We start from the raw sequence: 22,431 nt of genomic DNA, 5'->3' as shown, positions 1-22,431 counted from the left end.
GGCTTCACCTTCATAATTAGCAATTTTTACTGCTAATTGGTAATAATTAGTATCATTCTATAGATAGACTAAGGGCAGCTAAACGCTGCCCTTAAAAATCAAAATGCGTAAAATTACTCAGCGTGAGCTGTAACGTAATCGATTGCAGCTTGAACTGTAGTGATCTTTTCAGCTTCTTCGTCTGGGATCTCAGTGTCGAACTCTTCTTCAAGAGCCATTACTAGTTCTACAGTGTCAAGTGAGTCAGCACCTAAGTCGTCAACGAAAGAAGCTTCATGTTTTACTTCTTCTTCTTTAACACCTAGTTGCTCAATGATAATTTTCTTTACGCGTTCTTGGATGTCGCTCATTCTTCTTTCCTTTATTAAAAACGCCAATGCGTTATTTTCAGATTGCGGCGTAGTTTACGCCGCATAATTCTGTGATTCAAGGATTTGCTGATAATTACTTATCTGGTCAAACCTCTTGATTGGTATTTGTTCATTTATCGCTTATTTTCATAGCGAATTCAAGTATGTTTAAAGCAAGATCACAAAAAATTCAACAATTTTCGATAATCTTTCGTTAGCAAATTTTTGCCAACTTTCATTAAACCATGTACATCGCGCCATTTACGTGCAATGTTTCGCCTGATACATACGCAGCAGCGTCAGATGCTAAATAACACACTGCAGCAGCAATTTCTTCAGGTTGACCTAAACGACCAGCAGGTACATTTGCAAGCGTAGCTGCTTTTTGCTCATCAGTCAGCTCATCTGTCATGTCTGTTTGGATAAAACCAGGCGCTACTACATTAACTGTAATACCACGTGAGGCAACTTCGCGTGCTAATGACTTAGTAAAACCAATAACACCCGCTTTCGCCGCGGCGTAGTTTGCCTGACCCGCGTTACCCATAGTGCCCACTACAGAACCAATATTAATGATACGGCCATTTTTCTTTTTCATCATAGGGCGTAATACAGCCTTTGATAAACGGAAAATTGAGCTTAAGTTAGTGTCGATGATGTCATCCCACTCACCGTCTTTCATACGCATTAATAAGTTATCACGGGTGATACCCGCATTGTTAACTAATACGTCAATATCACCTAAATCAGCCTTAATTGCAGCAAGTGTTGCCTCAATCGACTCAGGATCGGTTACGTTAAGAGCATAACCTTTACCGTTGTCACCTAAGTATTCACTGATTTTAGCAGCACCTGATTCGCTTGTTGCAGTACCCGCTACTTTTGCACCTTGTGCAACTAACGTGTTTGCAATTGCTTTACCAATACCACGGCTTGCACCAGTGATTAGGACAACCTTGCCCTCAAGAGAAAATAAATTTGTCATTCTATTCCTACTTATTTCGCTTCATCAATCGTAGCTTGCGTATTAACCGCAGCGCATACCATTGCTTTATCAATTCGTTTCGCAAGACCCGTTAAAACTTTACCAGGGCCAAACTCATAGCTTTGTGTAATACCTTGTGCAACCAATGCTTGTACTGTTTCAGTCCAGCGTACTGGGCTGTATAGTTGACGTACTAATGCATCTTTAATTGCTTCGCTTGATTGCTCAGCTTTTACATCAACGTTGTTGATTACATCACACTTAGGCGTATTAAATGTTAAAGCAGCTAAATCAGCAGCTAATTTTTCAGCGGCTGGTTTCATTAGTTCACAGTGAGACGGTACGCTAACTGCAAGTGGTAAAGCACGTTTAGCGCCGGCTTCTTTACATGCTTCTGATGCACGCTCAACCGCCGCTTTGTGACCTGCAATTACAACTTGACCTGGAGAGTTGTAGTTTACTGGTGAAACAACGTCACCATTTGCTGACGCTTCACAGGCAGCTTTAATTTCATCATCACCTAAACCGATGATTGCAGCCATAGAACCAACACCCGCAGGTACTGCTTCTTGCATGTATAAACCACGGTTCTCAACAAGTTTAACGGCTTCGCTTAAGCTTACAACGCCAGCACAAACAAGTGCTGAATATTCGCCTAAACTGTGACCGGCCATAACAACATCAGCTTCAGGGTTTGCGTCTAACCATTGACGGTAAATAGCAACACTGGCAGTAAGAAGTGCTGGTTGTGTACGATGGGTTTGATTTAATTCTTCTTCTGGACCATTAAGTACAAGTGCAGCGAGATCATAGCCAAGTGCTTCAGATGCTTCGGCGAATGTTGCTTTAGCAATTTGTGAATCAGCTAATAGTTCAGATAACATGCCCACAGCTTGTGAGCCTTGACCTGGAAATACGAGTGCAATTTTATGTGCCATACTTTGCTCTTATAATTAAACAAAAAAATATTCATCAGTAGGCAGCATAACAAGTTTTAACTATGCTGCACTACTTTGTTGTTGGATGTGTTTGCTCAAAAATCGCAGCGATTTTTTCAGGGAGTTGGCGTTCGACTTCCCGCGCGGCTTCATCAATAGCAGCATGAAACGCCTTCGCAGAGGCATTACCATGGCTTTTAACAACAATACCGCGCAATCCTACCAGACTTGCGCCGTTATACTGGTCGGGGTTCACCCGCTTGTAGAGTTTTTTTATCACTGGACGTAATAAAAATGCTAAACACTTGTATAAGAAATGTTTGTGTAAGGCTTTGGTGAGTTTATGCATGATGAGTTTGGCAATACCCTCACAGGTTTTTAATGCCACATTACCTACAAATCCTTCGCAAACTATAACATCGGCTTTGCCACTGAAAATATCACTACCTTCACTATAACCTGTGTAATTAAGATATTTACACTGCTGCATTAACTGTGCAGCCTGTTTTATTCCTTCGTGCCCTTTTATGTCTTCAGAGCCAATATTCAATAAACTAACTCTAGGATTTTCACAACCTAGAGCTTGCCCTGCTACCACAGACCCCATGATGCCAAATTGATAAAGTGTTTGTGCATCACAATGCACATTGGCACCTAAATCTAACAAATAGACAGGGTTTTTACGTTCAGTTGGAACAGCAGAAATTAATGCAGGGCGTTTTACGCCTGGAAGCATCTTTAATACATAATGCGCCATAAAAAATAAAGCGCCCGTATTACCAGAGCTTACACATGCTTGCGCTTCACCCGATTTAACTAAATCAAGGGCAACTCGCATTGAAGAATCTTTTTTAGAACGAACTGCTAAAGCGGGTTCACACGCATTAGTAACGACTTCGCTACAATGGCGAATAATTAAACGAGGGTGTGAAACAGAATCGAGTGCTTCGAGTTCTTTTAGAATAACCTGCTGATTACCACATAAGATGAGTCTTAAGTTGGTATTCGCATTAACTGCGTTTACTGCAGCGGGGATAGATGAACGGGGGCCGTAATCGCCCCCCATCATATCTAACGCTATGGTTAGATTGGTCAGCATATAGCAATCTCTTAGTTAGAAATTACTTTAACGCCTTTATAGTAACCGTCAGCAGTTACGTGGTGACGACGGTGAGTCTCACCAGAAACTTGATCTACAGTTAAAGTTGGACCACTGATCGCATCGTGTGAACGGCGCATGCCGCGTCTTGCACGAGACTTTTTGCTTTTTTGTACAGCCATTAGTCTTCTCCTAAGAATCTTTCTTAAGTTGTTTCAAAATATCAAATGGATTTGGTTTGTCATCTTTTGCTGCTAATTTACCAAAGCTGGCAGGCTCTGATGAATAACTGCACGAGGTTTCGTTGTGTGTAGGCACTATTGGAATAGCCAAAATCAATTCGTCTTCGATTAACTCAAATACGTTGATTTCACCGTTTTCGTCCAGTTCTACTTCATCGTAACCTGCAGGTAGATGATCTGACTCTGCATCCAAACCAACTGGCGAATACACAAAGTCTTGTTCCAAATCCAACCCTAATTCACCATTGCAGCGTTGACAAGTTACAGTTACATGTGTTGATAAGTTTCCACTTATTACCACTAAACCTTGCTCATCAATTTTGCAATGAATCTTTACCGCTATTTCACCTGCTTCTTCCTGCACAACTTGCTCTAAACGAGAAAGTTTTTCAAGCGGTACAATACCGTCATACGTTAAACGATGTTGTGCTGCTTTGCTGGGATGAAGAGTGATGGGAATTTTCACCTTTTGCATAGGGGCTGCATCATATAGATAGTTAGTAAGTTAGTCAAAGTAAAAAACCATTTTTAGCCGGTTTTTAACGATCTTCTGCTTTGTTTTCGGATTCAATGTGGCTTATCCTTGGCAAAATACAATTTTCATCCAGAATTTATTATGAAACCAACACTTATATTAGCGTCAAGCTCACCATTTAGACAGCAATTATTAACTAAATTCAATCTACCTTTTGAAAGTTTCTCTCCAGATATTGACGAAACCCCTTTTAAAGCTGAAACACCCGAGCAATTGGTAGCGCGTTTAAGTGAACAAAAAGCCCGTGAAGCAATAAAGCATTTTGATGAAGGTTTAGTCATAGGCTCTGATCAGGTTGCGGTATTCAGCAATACAATTTTAGGTAAGCCTCATACTAAAGAGAATGCTATTAAGCAACTATCGGCATTTAGTGGCCATACAGTGACATTTTTAACGGGTTTGAGTGTATTTGATATAAAAAGTGGTAAAGCAATTACCAACGTAGTGCCCTTTGATGTGACATTTAAAACACTCACATTTGAGCAAATTAATGCCTATTGTGATGCTGAACAACCATACAATTGTGCTGGAAGCTTCAAAAGTGAAGGGTTAGGTATTTGCCTATTTGAAAAACTCAGTGGCGATGACCCAAATACACTTATAGGCCTGCCACTGATCACATTAACTAAACTACTGGCTGAGTTTGGTGTTGATGTGTTGACGCTGCAAGGGGCGTAGTTAAAACCTGCAATAGTTGTTGGTATGAATCAACAACACATAACGGCGTATGTTTTTGTAACTGCGCCGGGCTATGAGCGCCAAAACTAACACCAATACAGGCAATACCTGCAGCGTTAGCCATTGCCATATCGAGTTGGCTATCGCCAATCATTACGGCATCACGTTTAGCTATGCCCTGCTCGTGCAAAATTTGCTCAAGCATATCCGGTGATGGCTTCGACTTAGCATCATCTGAGCATTTTACATTTACAAAGTACTGACCAAGACCTGACTCATTAAGTAATCTGTCGATGCCTTCACGCCCTTTACCGGTAGCCACAGCGAGTTGCATGCCAGCCTCGCTTAGCTGCTTTAGCACAGTTTCTACATCTGCAAATAGCGGCGTAGGTGTTACATCTAACTCACGATACTGCGCTTTATAACCAGCCACTAGCTCATCGTTTAAATGTGCATGGGCAGGAAAAAGCACTTCAGCGGCTTTTGCCAGCGACAAACCGATAACATCCTTGGCTTGCTGTTCAGATGGAATATCAATTCCTAATTCACGAGCCGTATTACGCAAACAGTTGACGATTTTTGGCACTGAGTCCATTACAGTGCCATCCCAATCAAAAATAACTAACTTAAACTTGTTCATTATCTGCACGTAGCTTTTTGATACAGTTTTGAAGTGTATTATCTAATGGCGCTTCAACATGCATAGTCGTTTCATTTTTAGGGTGCATAAAACGCAAATCATGGGCATGCAAGAATAAACGATTCAATCCAGTTAACTTATTCACGTACTGATCAAACTCTGCCACACCGTATTTATCATCACACGCAATTGGGTGGCCTTTGCATTGTGTATGCACACGAATTTGGTGTGTACGGCCAGTAACTGGCGATGCTTGTACTAATGAGCATTCAGCATAACGCTCAAGGACACGAAAACGTGTATGCGATGGTTTACCCTCAGTATTATCTACACGCACTACTCGCTCACCTGATTTTAAGGTGTTTTTACGAAGCCCTTCGGTGACGTTTTTAGTTTTCGCATCCCATTGACCATCAACAAGTGCCCAATAGTTTTTTTCCATGGTTTTTTCGCGCAACTGCTTATGTAAATCAGTAAGCACTGAACGACGTTTTGAGATAAGTAAACAGCCTGATGTGTCACGGTCTAATCGATGGACAAGCTCTAAGCTGCGCTCTTCAGGACGGAGCACACGTAGTGCTTCGATTAAGCCATAGCTTAAGCCACTGCCACCGTGAACAGCCATTCCTGAAGGTTTGTTAATAACCATTAAATACTTGTCTTCAAACAAAATCGCATCTTCAAGTTGTTTAACTTTATCAAGTTTCTTCGGAACGAACTCTTCCTTTTCAGCGACTTTAATAGGCGGAATGCGAACGACATCGTTAAGTTGTAATTTGTAAACAGGTTTTATGCGTTTTTTATTTACTCGCACTTCGCCTTTACGAAGGATTTTGTAAACTGCACTTTTAGGCACACCTTTTAGGTGGGTAATAAGAAAGTTATCAATACGTTGACCTAGATGGTCTTCACTGATGGTAACAAACGAAACTTGTAAGCCGGTTTTTTCTGACATTGCCTAATCACTGATTTAAGTAAATAATTTAGTTGCTAACCCGGTTGTATTAGTGGGATAATCACCGCTGCGAACATAAGTTTGCAAGTAACAACGGTGCTTTTATCACATTAATACATTCGTGATGCATATTCTGGGTTGCCGATCATACAGATCCGCGCTAAGTTTTCCAAAGCTTTTATAACTACCCAGCCAACACGAGCGTTCAATTATCGGCGGTGCGCGTAATATATCGCCTGAATAATTTGAGCACGAATGTTGATTAATGAACATAAAAAGCAATTGAACAAGATAAATTGACTGATAGTGACAACGTAACATCGTCATTCAGAAGCAGCTGTTGTAGCAAGACATTGAATAAAAATTGAAATCTGGTCGACTTCAGGACAAAACTCGTAAATTAAAACCGCAAAAAATGCGGCAGTTTTGGCACCAAATAGAATCTAATAACATGACAGCATGTTATTGTCTGCCACACTATACTGATGCTCAATGTAAGCAAACAACCTAGGGTTTTGACTTTACCCAGTCGTGAGACTGCACAAGAATAACCGTCAAATACCACTGAACAGACGATTTTACTTCGTCATGTCAGCGACAAAATTAGTAGAGTAACAATATGAAACGTATGCTAATCAATGCGACGCAGCAAGAAGAAATGCGCGTTGCACTGGTTGATGGCCAGCGCCTGTATGATTTAGACATAGAGAGCCCGGGTCACGAACAAAAAAAAGCAAATATTTACAAGGGTAAAATTACCCGTATCGAACCATCACTAGAAGCTGCCTTTGTAGATTATGGCGCTGAAAGACATGGTTTTCTTCCACTTAAAGAAATAGCTCGCACCTACTTCCCACAAGGCTATACGTTCCAAGGCCGTCCGAACATTCGTGACGTGATCAAAGAAGGTCAGGAAGTTATCGTGCAAGTTGATAAAGAAGAGCGTGGCCAAAAAGGTGCTGCGTTAACAACCTTTATCAGTGTTGCTGGTAGCTATTTAGTACTTATGCCGAACAACCCACGTGCAGGTGGTATTTCTCGCCGTATCGAAGGTGATGAGCGTACTGAACTTAAAGAAGCACTAAGCCGTTTAGAACTTCCTAAAGGTATGGGCTTAATTGTTCGTACTGCAGGTGTTGGTAAGTCTTTTGAAGAACTAGAGTACGACTTAAAAGCATTATTGGTGCATTGGCAAGCTATTCAGCAAGCAGCTGACAGTGGCCCTGCTCCGTTCTTAATTCACCAAGAAAGCAACGTAATATTCCGCGCGATTCGTGACTATTTACGTCGTGATATTGGCGAAATATTAATTGATAAAGCACGTGTGTTCGAAGAAGCGAAAGCGCACATTGAGCGTTTCCGCCCAGACTTCATGAGCCGCGTAAAGCTTTATCAAGGTGATGTACCGCTATTTACTCATTACCAGATAGAAAGCCAAATCGAATCAGCTTTCCAACGTGAAGTTCGCTTACCATCAGGTGGCTCAATTGTAATTGATCCAACTGAAGCGTTAACATCTATCGATATTAACTCGTCAAAAGCCACTAAAGGCGGTGATATCGAAGAAACTGCGCTTAATACAAACTTAGAAGCAGCAGACGAAATTGCGCGTCAATTACGTTTACGTGATTTAGGTGGTCTTATTGTTATCGATTTCATCGATATGACCCCACCACGCCACCAGCGTGAAGTTGAGAACCGTTTAAAAGATGCCGCTCGTCCTGATAGAGCACGTGTTCAAATCGGTAAGATCTCACGCTTTGGTCTACTTGAAATGTCGCGTCAACGTTTACGCCCTTCATTAGGCGAAGCGAGCCAAGGTCCATGTCCTCGTTGTAATGGTCAAGGTACGATTCGCTCAAACGAATCAATTGCTCTGTCTATCCTTCGCTTAATCGAAGAAGAAGCAATTAAAGACAACACATCACAAGTTAATGCACAAGTGCCTGTTGCTGTTGCCGCTTACTTGTTAAACGAAAAGCGTCGTAGTGTTCAGCGCATCGAAAAGCGCCACAACGTTGATGTAGTGATCATTCCTAATCAACACATGGAAACGCCACATTACGAAGTAATTCGCTTACGTAAAGACGAAACAATCGAAACAGTGAGCTACGAGCAAGTTGTTGCGCCTGAGCCAGAAGCATTTGAAATGGCTAAAGCGCCTACAGCACCAGTTCGTGAAGAGCCAGTTTTAAAAGGTGTCGTTATGCCAACTACACCGGCTCCTCAAGCAGCACCTAAAGCTGAGCAAGCAACTCCTGCAGCTAAAAAGTCTGAAGGTGGTTTATTTGCTGCAATTGGTAAGTTCTTCAAATCTTTATTTAGTACTACTGAAGACGAAACAGAGAAAGAGCAAGAAGAGAAAAAGGCAGCACAAAGACGAAGCAATAATCGTCGCAACAACGATAACCGTCGTCGTAGCAACAATCAGCGCCGTCGTAACTCTCGTAACAAACGCCCTGAAGACGCACAGGCTAAAGAAGAAAATACAAATACTTCAACACCTGAGCAAAAAGAAGGTAACGAAAATCGTAACAAGCGTCGTCGTAATTCTAACAACAGAAAGCGTAATGAAAAACGCACTGATGATGTAGAGCAAACGACAAAAGAAACGGCACAAGAAACACAGTCTGAGCAACCAAAGGAAACTAAACCTAAGGTTCGTCGTCAACGCCGTAACTTGCGCAAGAAAGTTCGCGTTAAAGACGAAAATGCAGATGATGCGAATTCAGTACAAACTAATGAACCGGTAGAGCAAGCACCAAAAGCTGAAAAACCAGCTAAGCCTGCAAAAGAATCGGTTGCAGTTGAGACTGAACAAGCAGAGCAACCAGTTGCTGAATCACAAGTAAAATCTGAACCAGTTAAAGCTGACGCTGAGCCAAAACAAACAGAGCAAGTTGAATCTGTAGTTGAAGCATCAACTGATGAAGAACAAGCTCAACCTCGTACTCGCTCTCGTCGTTCACCGCGTCATTTACGTGCCGCTGGTCAACGTCGTCGTCGCCCAGAGCAAGACGAAAAATCAAGTGATGCGAAAAGTGACGCACCTGCGTTTATTCCAGTTGCAGATCAAGCCGCTGCAGAGTATGAAGCTGAGTTAAAAGCAAAGCAGTCACAAACTCAACAGCCAGTACAAGCTGAAGAATCAGTAAAAGCTGACGAACCAGTTAAAACTGAAGAGCCAGTAAAAGCTGAAGAACCAGTTAAAGCTGACGAACCAGTACAAGCTGACGAACCAGTACAAGCTGACGAACCAGTACAAGCTGACGAACCAGTACAAGCTGACGAACCAGTACAAGCTGACGAACCAGTAAAAGCTGACGAACCAGCACAAGCTGAAGAGCCAGTTAAAGCTGAAGAACTAGTAAAAGCTGAAGAGCCAGTTATAGCTGACGAACCAGTACAAGCTGACGAACCAGTAAAAGCTGAAGAGCCAGTACAAGCTGAAGAGCCAGCACAAGCTGAAGAGCCAGTACAAGCTGAAGAGCCAGTTAAAGCTGAAGAGCCAGTACAAGCTGAAGAGCCAGTACAAGCTGACGAACCAGTACAAGCTGAAGAGCCAGTTAAAGCTGAAGAAGCTAAACCAACACCTAACAATGAAAAAACAATGTTAGTTAAAGGTTCAGCAAGCGCAGCAATGGCAAAACCAGCGCCAGTTGCAGACAGCGAGCCACAACCTACTCCGGCGGCTATGGCACATGATAAACGTGACGCTATTCCTGATAGTGGTCTACGCCCAGGTTCTGTTAAACCTGCAGGTAGAGCGAGAGCAGAAATGACGAAAACATTATCTGCTGACTAGTTGATAGCTATATAAAAAAGCCGCGTTATGAAACGCGGCTTTTTTGTTTTAGATGTACACTAAATCTCGATTTTTTGTGTGCCGATGGCACTGGCGTATCCGCCCACTAACACTTTTCTCACGCCCTGCTCATCCGAGTAAACACTTGTAGAAATATGTGAGCGACAGCCCATTGCTCGACCTTGTTCAAACTGAAAATGGTTTTCTTGCTGAACAAATACATGTTTAGTTAAATAGCAAGCAAGCGCACCATTGGCACTCCCCGTTGCTGATTCTTCAGGTATACCTACCAAAGGAGCAAAATTACGACAGCTTGCTGTTAGCCCACTTTCGCTCTCTAAAAGCTCAAATGCGTGAACACCGATCACTTTATGTTGTTGACAAAATTCGCTCAGCGCTGCTTCATCAATAGTCATTTTATCTAAGTAGCCATTAGGCACAGCAACGATAATATCAGGCAAGCCTGTGGTTATTATGTCAATTGGTAAACCTGTTGCTGCAAGTATAGTTTCATCAAGCCCTAATAAGCCTGCAAGGTCACTATAAGAAAAGCCACCAAGATATTTTGGTAAGGCTTGCTCCATAGTAATTTTGCCGTCTTCGGCAATTGTGACGCCTAACAAACACGCTTTTGTTCGCTGAGTATAATAACCTGGTTTTAATAAACCCTTTTCATAAAACGTAGCGAACACCGCAAGTGTTGCATGGCCGCAAAAATCAACTTCTTCTGTTGTCGTGAAAAATGATACTGCAAAGTCAACTTCATGATCTTGGGCTACAAATGCCGTTTCTGAAAAGCCAACTTCTTTTGCAATCTTCAATTTTTCTGTATCTGAAAGATTGTCAGCATTTAATACCACACCTGCAGGGTTGCCACCTGTTCCCTCTGCGGTAAATGAATTAACTAAAAATGCAGTTATTGTCATTACTTTTTCCATACTTAAGTTAAAAACTAGGATCACCGCACAAGCTTAAAATATATCGTTATGCCACTAGTGCCTTGTTAGTTGAGATCCAAATTGGCTGATTTTTATATATTACCTGAAATAAAAACACGAGTATAAGCCAAATAGTAAAAGCACAAAAACACTAAGATGCGTAGCTTTTTTAAGGTTTAATTCTTACTGTTCTGAATCTGATATCGAAATTATCGCTACACCCATACATCATTTGTGGCAGTCAATTGCCCACCCGCATTACCTTTATTTACAACCCCTTTGGGTTCAACAAGCATTATTTTGCATTCGCTGTTTGCTTTTGGTTTATGCTCAACACCCTTAGGAATTACAAATAACTCACCAGCTTCCAAAGTCACAGCGCCATCCCTAAACTCAATTTCAAGTATCCCTTCAATAACTATGAATACTTCATCAGTATCAGGATGATCATGCCAAACAAACTCTCCTTCAACTTTAGCGAGTTTGAATTGATAGTCATTCATTTCGGCAATGACCCGTGGCGACCAATGTTCAGTAAATTTAGAAAACTTATCTTTAAAGTTAACTGCTTTGTAAGTCATCGTTACTCTTCTCCAAAAGGCTCTTTGCGTAAGTCAAATTCATAAAACAACATATCATTTACCACTTCATCTTGCTGAATAAATGAAAGTTTATTTAAAAGCTTAACTGACGCGGTATTTGATTTATCAACACCAGCGATAAGCCTATGCCATTGTGGGTGGGTGTAAGCCAAGTTGATAAAGCCATGCAGTAATTCAAATGCAAGGCCCTTCCCCCAATATTGCTCAGCTAATAAGTAACCAATGTGGGCATTTAGGTTATCGCTATATATAAACAAGAACCCTATAATTTCACTTTCTGAAGACTGCAGCATTAATAAATGGCATTCTTTAAGCATTTTATTAAGCCACTCCTCAGCCGCTAATTTAGATTCTATGCCTTGAAAATAACTCGGTAAATTTGCAACTACAGCGGGGGTTAATATCGAAGGTAAAGCTTTAACTAGAGCAGTACGCTCTGATTTAGCTGCATTAGAATTTACTTCAATGACATTTAATCTTGCAGTGTTAAATGAAAGAGTCATTTACCCTCTTTTTAAATTTTAGCTTAAAAGATTACCCTAATGGATTTACCAGCATTGAGCCAGATAAATCATAGTTAGATAAAAATTTCGACTAAATAGCACATGTTTAAGAAGCTTATAAATGTCAAAGCAAGAATTGATTTTCGTAAGAATTAAAGCCTGTGTATTTGCTTTTTTTAGGGGGGCACCATGACCAAAAGCCACTGTGAAACATACATTAGAAATATATCAGAGCTGGCACACACTGATATTGATAAACATATTATCGATATAAAAAATTTAAATTTAGTTAATTAGCTGCCAAGTTTAAGGCGACTCATCTGATTTAAAAATGACCCACCCTTTACTAAACCATATTAAAGAAAACACGGCACTAATCAGGCTAACAATAAACACTATTGTAGCGCTAAATTGCATATGCGCTAACCCTTGTTCTAAATGTGATGCTCCCTCTTGATTGTTCGGAACATAGTTGAAATACCAAATCAAACTAATAAATAAGCTTATGATATGTAGGCCTATAATTGTATAAAAAAATGGCTTAGATACTTTTACTTTTGGATAGAGCGAGTTTAATAACGCGAAAACAACAGGCCAAAGCATCGTCATAATATAACGCTGAACTTCAACATGAAAATACATTAAAATATCTTGTGGTTGCTCTTGTGCAGTAAGAATTGTCACACCATATTCTGGGCGTGTTGTAGCCAAGCTTCTCCCTAACAGCACAATACCTAGCAAAAATAACAAGACTCGAATATTTTCAGGTTTTAATAATCTAAGGATTCTATCCATATATCCCCCAAATAGCGCTAAAGTTAAGAGACTTAGCCAAGGCACTGTTAAACCAAATTTACAGTTTTAACTTATAATCTCTCCAGCTTTTCCTTTATTTATTCTCTAACAACCTCGTATAAAGCAGGCTGCCCGACTAAACCTTCTACTCTTTCGCTGTTAAGTGCTAATTGCATCTTTTGCACTGCAGAATTAAAGGCGTCTTGGCTTTCCCACTCAGCTACATTGATTAGTTTATATTTGGCTTCACCCAAAAATGATTGTGTTTCTAATGAACGGTGTAACTTAGTTGATATATACCCCGGTTGCGTTTTTAAAAAATCTCGATGGGATTCCCAGTATTTGATTGATTCTTCTAACTTGCCTTCAGGAACAATAAATGGATTAATTAGTACAATACTTGATGACATTCCTTTACCCTCGATATTTAAAATGCTGCTCAATTAGATACTAAGAAGCTATTGTGAGCTCATACTCAAAAATACGACTTATTCTTGAATATCCATTTCTATTGTTATCACTTTATTTACGGCTTTAGAATACTAAAAAACAACGTATCTCAATTTAAAACCAATCATAAAGGACCAACTCACACTCTTCTTATTTGAGATAATTGCAAAAATTTTCAACGTGAGTCCAAATAGTAAAAAAAGCCCAGCTAAAGCTGGGCTAAATAAGAAAGGTTGCGGTAGCTAAGAAAGTTAACTTTCTTCTTGCTCCATAAAGCGCTGTAACTGGTCTTTAAGATTAGGTGGAATACCTTTAATAACAAGTGTGTCTGTTGCTTCGTTGTAGGTAACTCGCTCACCTAAATGTTTGCGTTCGAAACTCACACTGACACCGCCGCCCATACCTGAAAACTTAACCATGCTGGTAACTGTTTTCTTATCAACAGGGAACGACTCTTCTAAGTCATAATTTTGTTCTTGGCAAAAGCTTTCAAATGGGCTGTCGTCACTTTTTGATAATGTCGCAGAAAGTTCTTTAACATTGGCATCTTCACCTGTAGTCACACAATCATTACAGTAATCAAAAACTTGTTTGCGTAGCTCGTCTTTTTCTGACTTATCGTATTGTTGCTCAGATAAGTAATCTTCTACGGCATTAAGCATAACTTGGCTTTGCTGTTTCGGATCAATGCCCTCTTCACAACCTAAAAAGTCTAAGAAGAAGTCTGCTACTTTACGACCGGCACGACCTTTAATAAACGACACATATCGATTATCTTCTGGTTGCGCATCCCACGCTGTTAAATCAACTCGTGCTGCTAATTGCATACGCGAAATATCTAAATGACGTGATGACGCTAGATCAAGCTCAGAAGTAATTGAGTAGTGCTCTTTAATATTAATCATGGCAATTAACAAAAAGTCACTCGCAACATACTGATAATGGCAAAAAACTAAATAACCCGTTTCGTTGAAGGCATACTTATTTAGCTCTTCTTTTAGCACATTTGTCGCTTGCTCTGTCATGTGCCAAAAACCAAGCTCGTTATTACGGTAGCTTTGCATAGCTGAAGCAACAATACTGTTTTTCTCGCCACTAAATGCGCAATAACCTTTACCCGGCTTACCATTGTATGCATGGTGTAGCTGTTCAATAAAAACGGCTACTTTATCGTTAACAACCATCTCATCATTGCGTAAATGAATATCTGTGTCGTCATCTTTTTTGTCTACATAATGAACGACTAATTTTTTAACATCTATTGTCATCTTTGTTTTTCACGCCTCTGGTGTTAAAATACGGGAATATAACTCTTTTTACCGAACCAACTGATGCCTATCATATCAAAATATTCTAATGAGCAAGTAGAACAAATCGTTGATCAGCTGATCGATGTACTAACAGAGCACAAAGCGCCTGTTGATTTAAGCCTTATGTGTTTAGGAAATTCTATCACGCATATTTTAAAAGAGCATGTACCATCAGAGAAAAGACAAGCGGTTGCCGACAATTTCGCCAAAGCATTAGCTCAGTCGGTTAAATAAGATTTATGAATTTATCGCAACAAAGTCAATTCTCATCAAAAGTAAGTCAGCTTCTAAGTTGGGGACATTGGTTCACCTTTGCAAACATAGGCTTAGTGCTATTTATTAGCGTAAGCTACTTAGTTGCAGACAGTGCGCCAACCACCTTTATGGGCTATTTATACATGCTCGTAACTTGGTTAAGCCACACCAGCTTTATTACTTTTATTGCCTTTGTTTTGACGATATTTCCATTAAGCTTAGTGTTTCCATACCCTCGGCATATCCGAGGGATGGCGGCTATTATCGCAACGCTTGGTGCTTCATTATTGACACTTGATGCCTATGTGTATTTTAACTTAGGTTATCACTTAAATACATCTGCACTACCCGAAATTGTGTCTCTGCTTTGGCACCGCTTAACAAGCTCACCTGCTCTTACCACGATTCTAGCGGGTGGTATTGTGCTGTTAATTTTAGCGTTTCAGTTATTAGTAAGTAACTATACATGGCACCACTTAGCACGCTTAAAGCAATATAAATTTCCGCGTTATGCGACAAGCACGATTCTAGTGTGTTTTGCACTAAGCCATAGCATTCATATTTGGGCTGATGCCAACTTAAAGTTCGACATCACTAAACAAGATAATGTATTGCCATTGTCTTATCCAACAACGGCAAAAAGCTTATTAGCTAAAAATGATTTACTAGATATCGAAAGCTATAAAGAAGCGCATGATGTTAGATTAGATCCACACAACATAGATTACTTAGCACCTACTCCACTTGCTGAATGTAAGGCTGACTCAATTGCCACAATTGATATTTTGGTATTTGAAAACAATAACGCTCTTGAGCAATTTGTTAGCACTGAACCTGCACTACGTAAGACAGACTTGTTCTTACAACCTATCGAAGCTGAAGACACGTTATTTAGTTTAGTTTACGGCCTACCAGCATTTTACAAAGCCCCGATTCTAGACAAACAGCAACTCCCTGTTTGGCTTGCAGATAATCGCTCAATACAAATTAATGGTTTTGAACAATTCGAATTTATTAACAACGAAGATATAAATCCGGCTATTCGTCTTATTCGCGCGGATGAAACTACACGCCCACGTGAAGCAGCAAATGCCGTTTTTGCCTTTAGTTTAGCTAATAACAGCAATGGAATTGTCACTGCCTCACGCTTATACAGCTCAGACAAAAAAGTGGTGCAAACTGATGGTCTTATCCAACCAAGCGATATCATTGCCACAAGTGTTGGCCATTATTTCAGCTGTAATACGCTCGCAAAGCAAACTATGCTGGGAAGCAATTTATATAAACGCCATGATGATACCGGTGTTAACTATTCTCAAGATGTTTTCATTGCCTTTAAGAAAGACCGAATTACTCTGATTGACTCTGATGGTAATTTTAAAAATATTTCTGCTGCACAAGGTTTTGCGATTGAGCAAAGACTTGATGTCCCATTTTTGGTGCAAAGTATTAAAAAACTAAAACGTTATACACCTTAGTGATTATTGATAAATCATTATTACGAGCTAGTTTTAAATATACTCACACAGAGCCCTATTACTGATTTAGGAGACATGGATGTCATGAAAACTATAATCACTTTTTCAATAATAGTTTGTTTGTTGACCTGCTCCCTTTCATCACTTGCTGCAACAACTGAATACTATAAGTGCGTCACAGACAGAGGCACCGTTTTTAGTGAATACCCCTGCGGTAACCGTGCAACCAAGCACAAAATCCACGTTACCGATCCCGACATTAAAGCACCTAATAATTATGTTAAAGAGCTGAATGAATTAGAGCGCCAGCAAATTATTAGAGCTCTCGAAGCAGAGATCCGTAGTTATAAGTATCGTTTAGATATTTTGAGCCGCGATCGAGATAGAGCGCAATATCAACAGGAACAACGCTTAAATAAAAGGTTGTCAGATAAAAAAGCGAAAGAAATTAACAAAGACATAAATAAACAGCTTAAAGCAATTAATAAGCAATACGTGCGAGACGTGAAAAACATTAACAAAAAAATCGTAAACTTAGAGAAAAAACTCGCTCGATATAATTAAATACACTTTACTATTGGGTTTGAAGAATAAATAACATATTCTTAACACCTATAGAGTTATTGCTCTATGTTGGTATAAGTAAGGAGTTTATATGCAGCCACAACACATTGCAGAGTTAATTTTATCTGGGTTTCGCAATCACTATAAACTCTTTCAAGCAATTACTGCTAAAGCACCACTCGCGTTTGCACAGCGTGATTGGCAAAAAATAAATGAAATAAGCAAACTCAGAATTAGCCATTACGATGATCGGGTTAACGAAACCATTGCTAAGCTCAAATCGCTTAATGAACAGCAAATTATTACCTTAGACCAAACCTGCTGGCTTGAAACCAAACAACTTTATCAGCAATTTTTGCGCTTTCATCCTCAAGCAGAACTCGCCGAAACCTTTTACAACTCAGTTTTTTGTCGTTTATTCCATCGCCGTTATTTTAATAATGACTTTATATTTGTAAAAGCAACGCTAGCAGATGCCCCAGCATTGCCAATGGAAGCCGAATATCGTAGTTACCACCCGGTTGTTGATGGCTTAAGACCTACTATTCGCAAAATTATTAACCAGTTTGATTTTAAAGCCCCCTTTGTTGATTTAGAACGGGATATTCGCTTGCTGGTAAAAGCCTTTTATAAACAAGCACCCGATACACATCATCAAGCATGGCAAATGCGCTTTGATATACTGCAAGCCCCTTTTTACCGTAACAAAGCCGCTTATATTGTTGGCCGGGTCGTTTCAGAAAGTGGCGTACAGCCATTTATTATTGCTGTGTTACATCATGAAGACAAAGGCCTATACCTTGACGCCCTACTTACCAAATCATCACAAATGCGGGTTATCTTTGGTTTTGCCCGTGCTTATTTTATGGTTGAAACCCATGCACCATCCGCGTTAGTGCGCTTTTTAAATCAGCTTATGCCTAATAAAACACTGGCAGAGCTTTACAATGCCATAGGTTTTCATAAACAAGGTAAGACCGAATTTTATCGTGAGTTCTTAAGTCATTTAGATCATTCAAATGACCAGCTCGTTATAGCCCCCGGTACACCAGGTATGGTAATGATGGTATTTACCCTGCCCTCGTTTGGCTATGTATTTAAAGTAATTAAAGACACCTTTGGTGAAAGCAAACCCTTTGGCCGCGATACCGTATTAAAACGCTACCAATTAGTAAAAAGTCATGACCGTGTTGGTCGCATGGCCGATACCATAGAGTATTCGAACGTCGTATTTCCACTAGCCCGATTTGATAGTAAATTACTTGAAGAGTTACATAAAACCATTGGTTCTTCGATGATTATTGAAGGCGAATGGCTAATCATCAAGCATTTATATATTGAAAGACGGATGACACCGTTAAATCTTTATCTTGAAAATGCCAGTGAGCAACAAGCTTTTGAGGCAATAGAAGAATATGGCCAAGCCTTAAAAGAAATGATCGCCGTTAATATTTTCCCAGGCGACATGCTGTTGAAAAACTTTGGGGTGAGTAAACATAATCGCGTTATTTTTTATGACTACGATGAAGTTCAGTATCTAACCGATATGAATTTTCGTGCTTTGCCTAAAGCCAAAACGTACGATGATTACCTAGCCAATGAGCAAAGCTACTCTGTGGCACCACAAGATGTGTTTCCAGAGCAATTATGTACCTTTGTGACAGCAAACCCGGTGTATAAGCAATACTTATTGAGTACACACCCTGAGCTTGAAGATCCAGCCTATTGGCGACAAGCACAATACAACTTTAAGCAAGGTGTAGTAAGCCATATTTACCCATACCCTGCTGCACAACGATTTATCCATTATTGGTAAACACCAAGGACACAGAATGAATATTAGTAAAATAGATTTAAACTTACTTGTTTACCTAGATACTCTTCTCAGGGAATGTAATGTAACCAAAGCAGCTAACCAGCTTAGCATTACCCAGCCAGCAATGAGTAATGGCTTAAAACGCTTACGTAATTTATTTAACGACCCAATTTTGGTGCGTACCAGTGAGGGTATGGTACCGACAGAGCGTGCAAAAGAGTTACAGCCAGTGATCCGCGGCATATTAATGACCCTTGAAGAAACACTTGCACCAAACCGCGAGTTTGAGGCATCACAAAGTAAACGTGTTTTTCGTATAATGGCCAGTGACTATGCAGCAAGTACCCTTGCCCCACGCTTATTAAGTAAATTACACGAAGAAGCCCCTGATACCACACTCGATATTTTGACCCCAAGTGATGTAACCTTCCACGATGTTGAAAACGGCAAAGTTGATATGGCTATCAACCGCTTTGAAAACTTACCGCAGTCGTTTCACTATAAGCAAATTTGGAAAGACAGCTTTTGTTGCTTAGTAAAAGCAGATAACCCGATTATTAAAGACTTCAGCCTCGACAGCTATTTAAAAGCGCGTCATATCTGGGTAAGTAAAACAGGCTTTGGTGTAGGCGTTGGTATGGACCCTAAAGATGTGCAAAAGCTAGGTTGGGTCGATGAGGCGCTCGCTCACTTTGGTAAACACCGTAATATTGCCACCTTTACCCGTAACTACCACGTAGCCATTCACTTAGCGAAAGAGCAAAATTTGGTTGCAACGCTACCTTCAAAAGCGGCAAATATTTATTTAGACGATCCGGGCCTTAAAATTCTTGAGCCGCCATTCCCTATTCCGCCGTTTGAGCTCGATATGATTTGGAGCCCGCTATTACACCGTGATGCAAGCCATATTTGGTTACGCCAAAAGGTTGCAGAAGTGGCCGACGAGCTTAAGTAAGATTTTACCAACCAAATTGTAATTATTGCTGATAAGCCAAGTATTAGCTTAGCTTATCAGCATATGCCCTCCTATTAAAAACCTACAACCACCTGAAATACAATAACTTTATATTTAAGTAGTGAACTGGAATATGCTTTGCAAGTAACTCATTGCATTGTTTTTAATATTCAAAAAGAGGTCATTATGAATACTCATCAAGGACAAGACGTTCATCATATTGCAGATATCATCCAAGTTATGAATAGCGGTATCGATTTTTATGAAAAAGCACAGGAAAAAGTAACCGACCCAAGCATTATTGCCTTATTTCAACGCATGATAGATGCGCGTAAAGTAAGTGTTGAGCGCTTACAACCTTATGCTATTAACGAAAATGGCGAGCGCGAAAATGGCTCTGACTTTGCTGTAGAAGCACGTAAAGCCTATACATCACTAATTACTAAACTAGGTGCCGACAAAAACGCCACCTATGTTAGCGAACTTGAAGAAGTTGAAGATAAAACACTAGCCGAAATCAAACATGCGCTTAAAAAACCACAACCACATGATTGTGAAGCCGCGTTATCAAAAACCCTGCTGACAATTCAAAGTTGTCATGCTGAAATGAGTAAAATGAAAAAGCATTAAATTGTGAGAGTGCAAAGCCCACTTAAGCTGGGCTTTTATCTGATTAAATAAGCGATTTTGGTAACCTATACTTGAATTATAAGAGCAGATGCTTGGTAAAGCTTTTGTAACCGGCAAGAATGTTTAGCTAAAATATGAAGCAGACCCAACCCTAACGCTCTGTTTTTTATAGTATTTATTTTTTGTTATGTATGATGTTGATCAATATCATAATCGCAGTTGTAACACTTTGACGTTGGTAAACGATATTTGTAAAAGCCTTGTACTATTTGGTTTCTTGAGCACTTTTGGCAGGTATAACGCAACGCTCTAACTACTAATATAATAGCAAGCACCATGCTACCTATATAAAACGGGTTAACAAAGAAGCCATCAATGGTTTTAGGTTGAAATTGAAAGCCTATTATGCATAACACTAACAAACCCAAATGAACTTTGAAATTATTACTACGCTTCAATTTAACCCCTCTTTTATCTAATATACATTACCCGTGATGTCGACGAATGTGTTTGATTAAACCTAATTGATTAAACTCAAGTGAAATAATATTGGTTTTATTGTACTTGATAGTTTTGTCTAAATGAGCTGGTTTAACTTTACCTGATTCAGTCATTTTTACCAAAACTACGTTAGCATCAACCATAATCTCATTTATTTCTATTGAACTATAAATAACTTCATCATTTAGCTTACTTATCATATCCTCGCGAAGTTTTGATTTATCTGAATAAACAAATTTATATTTGACGTGTTCATCAATGAAATCATCAGCTAGTAACGAGATAAAGTAGTCTACTTCTTTAATTGTTGTGTCGGGCTGCTGACGCGCATTTTTTGCTGCTACAAATGCTTTAGCTTTTTCAATTAATTGCTCTGAAGTGAATTGGTCATTTGCATTACTGGTAAATGAAAAAAAGAAAACAAAATAACACTAATATAGATTTTTTCACAAGACTCTCCTTGTATACCTAACATTATGGCATTTATACGACACGTTGTTTGCGTTGCATAATAGTCTGTTGAGCTGAGTTGCTACATGCTCAGTTGGTTAAGTGGGTGTTGTTTATGCTACAGCTCCCTGTAATGCTCAGCGCTTGTAATGTATCCATTACACATAAATTTGACTAAATTAACAATTTTATTTTCACGCTTAAAAGACTTTTAGTCTTAGTATTGAAGCAAGTTAACCGATTGACTTTAAATTCTAACTTAGCTGCTTAGTAATTTTAATTCATTTAATCATCATTCATTGTTCATTCTTTTCCGAAATTCGGAGAGTTTCAATATCGTACATCAAGCATGACTCGTTTCTGCCTCATTACGAGTTGCAACCGAATTTACTCACCAAAGCCTTTTTGACAAGAATTTTTTATCTTTGGTAATGTGATTCCATCGAGCGAAATTCTACTACCGCAAAAAAAGACACTTTTAGAGCAAGCATGTTCCTGATTATTGAACTCAATTTGCTCATCTTTTATCGTAATTATAAGACTGCACTGAATTCCGTAGTCTGGTTCATCATAACTAAATTTTAAAAGGTTGCCTTCTTGATACATCAGTAAAGGACCTCTTTCATCAATAACTTCGCAAACATGAAAATTTGCACCCCAAATAAGTCCGTTTACTAAGTATCCATTTTCTGTTTCGGAAATGTTTATATAAGAGGTTTTTAAAGTCTCCAATCCTGAAGAAAGGTCAGTGATTTGTTCACTTGATGCATAACACCCATCTAAAGTTTGCTCACCAATAGAAAAAACACTAATGCTTAAAACCAATATTAGAAAAAAATGAAAAACTTCTTCATGCTGGCCGTGGCGATTAATATTTTGCCGTGACTTAATCATAAAATTAAATAAGTAGAAGGCAAATTTTGTAAGTAATGTAAGATTTGTAAGAGCTTATTGATA

At 39.5% G+C, this 22,431-nt stretch carries 24 protein-coding genes; 8 read left to right on the top strand and 16 right to left on the bottom strand.

All coding sequences use genetic code 11. From position 1 onward, the window contains the following. Positions 1 to 113: 113 nt before the first annotated feature. From acpP to yceD, 6 genes are all read right to left on the bottom strand, one after another. Positions 114 to 350 carry an acyl carrier protein gene (gene acpP, locus E5N72_RS10220; RefSeq protein WP_016707440.1) on the bottom strand — a complete coding sequence of 79 codons (237 nt, stop codon included), beginning with the start codon at positions 348 to 350 and terminating at the stop codon, positions 114 to 116. 238 nt (positions 351 to 588) lie between these two features. Further along, positions 589 to 1,335: a 3-oxoacyl-ACP reductase FabG gene (gene fabG / locus E5N72_RS10215; RefSeq protein ID WP_063704919.1), complete on the bottom strand. Its 747-nt coding sequence runs from the start codon at positions 1,333 to 1,335 to the stop codon at positions 589 to 591. An 11-nt stretch (positions 1,336 to 1,346) separates the two neighbouring features. Further along, on the bottom strand, positions 1,347 to 2,273 hold the full coding sequence (gene fabD, locus E5N72_RS10210) for an ACP S-malonyltransferase (protein ID WP_135924340.1): 927 nt from the start codon (positions 2,271 to 2,273) through the stop codon (positions 1,347 to 1,349). 70 nt (positions 2,274 to 2,343) lie between these two features. Further along, the gene (plsX, locus tag E5N72_RS10205) at positions 2,344 to 3,372 is read right to left on the bottom strand and encodes a phosphate acyltransferase PlsX (RefSeq protein ID WP_135924339.1); all 1,029 of its coding nucleotides are present in this window, start codon (positions 3,370 to 3,372) and stop codon (positions 2,344 to 2,346) included. Between the two features lie 11 nt (positions 3,373 to 3,383). After that, complete coding sequence (gene rpmF / locus E5N72_RS10200) at positions 3,384 to 3,554, bottom strand: 50S ribosomal protein L32 (protein WP_036967969.1); 171 nt, start codon at positions 3,552 to 3,554, stop codon at positions 3,384 to 3,386. Between the two features lie 10 nt (positions 3,555 to 3,564). Then, positions 3,565 to 4,089 (bottom strand): 23S rRNA accumulation protein YceD, encoded by a 525-nt coding sequence (gene yceD, locus E5N72_RS10195; protein ID WP_135924338.1) that lies wholly within the window; start codon positions 4,087 to 4,089, stop codon positions 3,565 to 3,567. A 141-nt stretch (positions 4,090 to 4,230) separates the two neighbouring features. On the opposite strand from yceD, the gene E5N72_RS10190 reads away from it, so the two are divergent. Beyond that, positions 4,231 to 4,827: a nucleoside triphosphate pyrophosphatase gene (locus tag E5N72_RS10190; RefSeq protein WP_135924337.1), complete on the top strand. Its 597-nt coding sequence runs from the start codon at positions 4,231 to 4,233 to the stop codon at positions 4,825 to 4,827. Here E5N72_RS10190 and E5N72_RS10185 read toward each other — a convergent pair. Continuing rightward, on the bottom strand, positions 4,775 to 5,467 hold the full coding sequence (locus tag E5N72_RS10185; RefSeq protein ID WP_135924336.1) for an HAD-IA family hydrolase: 693 nt from the start codon (positions 5,465 to 5,467) through the stop codon (positions 4,775 to 4,777). The two genes, E5N72_RS10190 and E5N72_RS10185, sit on opposite strands and share 53 nt — an antisense overlap. After that, positions 5,454 to 6,422 (bottom strand): 23S rRNA pseudouridine(955/2504/2580) synthase RluC, encoded by a 969-nt coding sequence (gene rluC, locus E5N72_RS10180; protein WP_135924335.1) that lies wholly within the window; start codon positions 6,420 to 6,422, stop codon positions 5,454 to 5,456. Before rluC ends, E5N72_RS10185 begins: the two co-directional genes overlap by 14 nt. A gap of 619 nt (positions 6,423 to 7,041) precedes the next feature. Here rluC and rne point away from each other — a divergent pair. After that, on the top strand, positions 7,042 to 10,227 hold the full coding sequence (gene rne, locus E5N72_RS10175; protein ID WP_135924334.1) for a ribonuclease E: 3,186 nt from the start codon (positions 7,042 to 7,044) through the stop codon (positions 10,225 to 10,227). 59 nt (positions 10,228 to 10,286) lie between these two features. On the opposite strand, the gene E5N72_RS10170 is transcribed toward rne, so the two are convergent. From E5N72_RS10170 to yejK, 6 genes are all read right to left on the bottom strand, one after another. After that, positions 10,287 to 11,153 (bottom strand): PhzF family phenazine biosynthesis protein, encoded by an 867-nt coding sequence (locus E5N72_RS10170; RefSeq protein ID WP_135924333.1) that lies wholly within the window; start codon positions 11,151 to 11,153, stop codon positions 10,287 to 10,289. Positions 11,154 to 11,380: 227 nt separating this feature from the next. Next, a complete protein-coding gene (locus E5N72_RS10165) occupies positions 11,381 to 11,746 on the bottom strand; it encodes a cupin domain-containing protein (protein ID WP_135924332.1) in 366 nt (121 codons plus the stop codon). A gap of 2 nt (positions 11,747 to 11,748) precedes the next feature. Then, complete coding sequence (locus E5N72_RS10160) at positions 11,749 to 12,270, bottom strand: GNAT family N-acetyltransferase (RefSeq protein WP_135924331.1); 522 nt, start codon at positions 12,268 to 12,270, stop codon at positions 11,749 to 11,751. Positions 12,271 to 12,576: 306 nt separating this feature from the next. Continuing rightward, positions 12,577 to 13,065: a hypothetical protein gene (locus E5N72_RS10155; protein WP_135924330.1), complete on the bottom strand. Its 489-nt coding sequence runs from the start codon at positions 13,063 to 13,065 to the stop codon at positions 12,577 to 12,579. Between the two features lie 98 nt (positions 13,066 to 13,163). Then, the gene (locus tag E5N72_RS10150) at positions 13,164 to 13,475 is read right to left on the bottom strand and encodes an antibiotic biosynthesis monooxygenase family protein (RefSeq protein ID WP_135924329.1); all 312 of its coding nucleotides are present in this window, start codon (positions 13,473 to 13,475) and stop codon (positions 13,164 to 13,166) included. 291 nt (positions 13,476 to 13,766) lie between these two features. After that, positions 13,767 to 14,783 (bottom strand): nucleoid-associated protein YejK, encoded by a 1,017-nt coding sequence (yejK, locus tag E5N72_RS10145; protein ID WP_135924328.1) that lies wholly within the window; start codon positions 14,781 to 14,783, stop codon positions 13,767 to 13,769. A gap of 63 nt (positions 14,784 to 14,846) precedes the next feature. Here yejK and E5N72_RS10140 point away from each other — a divergent pair, with 63 nt between their 5' ends. The 6 genes from E5N72_RS10140 (at position 14,847) to E5N72_RS10115 (ending at position 20,523) form a co-directional block, all read left to right on the top strand. Then, the gene (locus E5N72_RS10140) at positions 14,847 to 15,059 is read left to right on the top strand and encodes a DUF1414 domain-containing protein (RefSeq protein ID WP_036967930.1); all 213 of its coding nucleotides are present in this window, start codon (positions 14,847 to 14,849) and stop codon (positions 15,057 to 15,059) included. A gap of 5 nt (positions 15,060 to 15,064) precedes the next feature. Next, positions 15,065 to 16,558: a DUF3413 domain-containing protein gene (locus E5N72_RS10135; RefSeq protein ID WP_135924327.1), complete on the top strand. Its 1,494-nt coding sequence runs from the start codon at positions 15,065 to 15,067 to the stop codon at positions 16,556 to 16,558. 84 nt (positions 16,559 to 16,642) lie between these two features. Then, complete coding sequence (locus tag E5N72_RS10130; protein WP_135924326.1) at positions 16,643 to 17,122, top strand: DUF4124 domain-containing protein; 480 nt, start codon at positions 16,643 to 16,645, stop codon at positions 17,120 to 17,122. A 91-nt stretch (positions 17,123 to 17,213) separates the two neighbouring features. After that, positions 17,214 to 18,938 carry a bifunctional isocitrate dehydrogenase kinase/phosphatase gene (aceK, locus tag E5N72_RS10125; RefSeq protein ID WP_135924325.1) on the top strand — a complete coding sequence of 575 codons (1,725 nt, stop codon included), beginning with the start codon at positions 17,214 to 17,216 and terminating at the stop codon, positions 18,936 to 18,938. Between the two features lie 16 nt (positions 18,939 to 18,954). Next, positions 18,955 to 19,893, top strand: coding sequence for a LysR family transcriptional regulator (locus tag E5N72_RS10120; protein ID WP_054554698.1), 939 nt, complete (start codon positions 18,955 to 18,957; stop codon positions 19,891 to 19,893). Positions 19,894 to 20,079: 186 nt separating this feature from the next. Then, positions 20,080 to 20,523, top strand: a complete 444-nt coding sequence (locus tag E5N72_RS10115) for a PA2169 family four-helix-bundle protein (protein ID WP_054554697.1) — start codon at positions 20,080 to 20,082, stop codon at positions 20,521 to 20,523. A 485-nt stretch (positions 20,524 to 21,008) separates the two neighbouring features. Here E5N72_RS10115 and E5N72_RS20730 read toward each other — a convergent pair whose 3' ends face one another. Together E5N72_RS20730 and E5N72_RS10100 are read right to left on the bottom strand one after the other, a co-directional pair. Beyond that, positions 21,009 to 21,167, bottom strand: a complete 159-nt coding sequence (locus E5N72_RS20730; RefSeq protein WP_240704513.1) for a hypothetical protein — start codon at positions 21,165 to 21,167, stop codon at positions 21,009 to 21,011. A gap of 694 nt (positions 21,168 to 21,861) precedes the next feature. Beyond that, positions 21,862 to 22,368, bottom strand: a complete 507-nt coding sequence (locus tag E5N72_RS10100) for a hypothetical protein (RefSeq protein ID WP_135924323.1) — start codon at positions 22,366 to 22,368, stop codon at positions 21,862 to 21,864. Positions 22,369 to 22,431: the final 63 nt, after the last annotated feature.

Origin of the sequence: Pseudoalteromonas sp. MEBiC 03607 (assembly GCF_004792295.1) — a bacterium.
GTDB classification, from domain to species: domain Bacteria; phylum Pseudomonadota; class Gammaproteobacteria; order Enterobacterales; family Alteromonadaceae; genus Pseudoalteromonas; species Pseudoalteromonas lipolytica_C.
The sequence above is the reverse complement of the archived record's forward strand: the minus strand, read 5'-3'. Positions and strand labels throughout refer to the sequence as shown.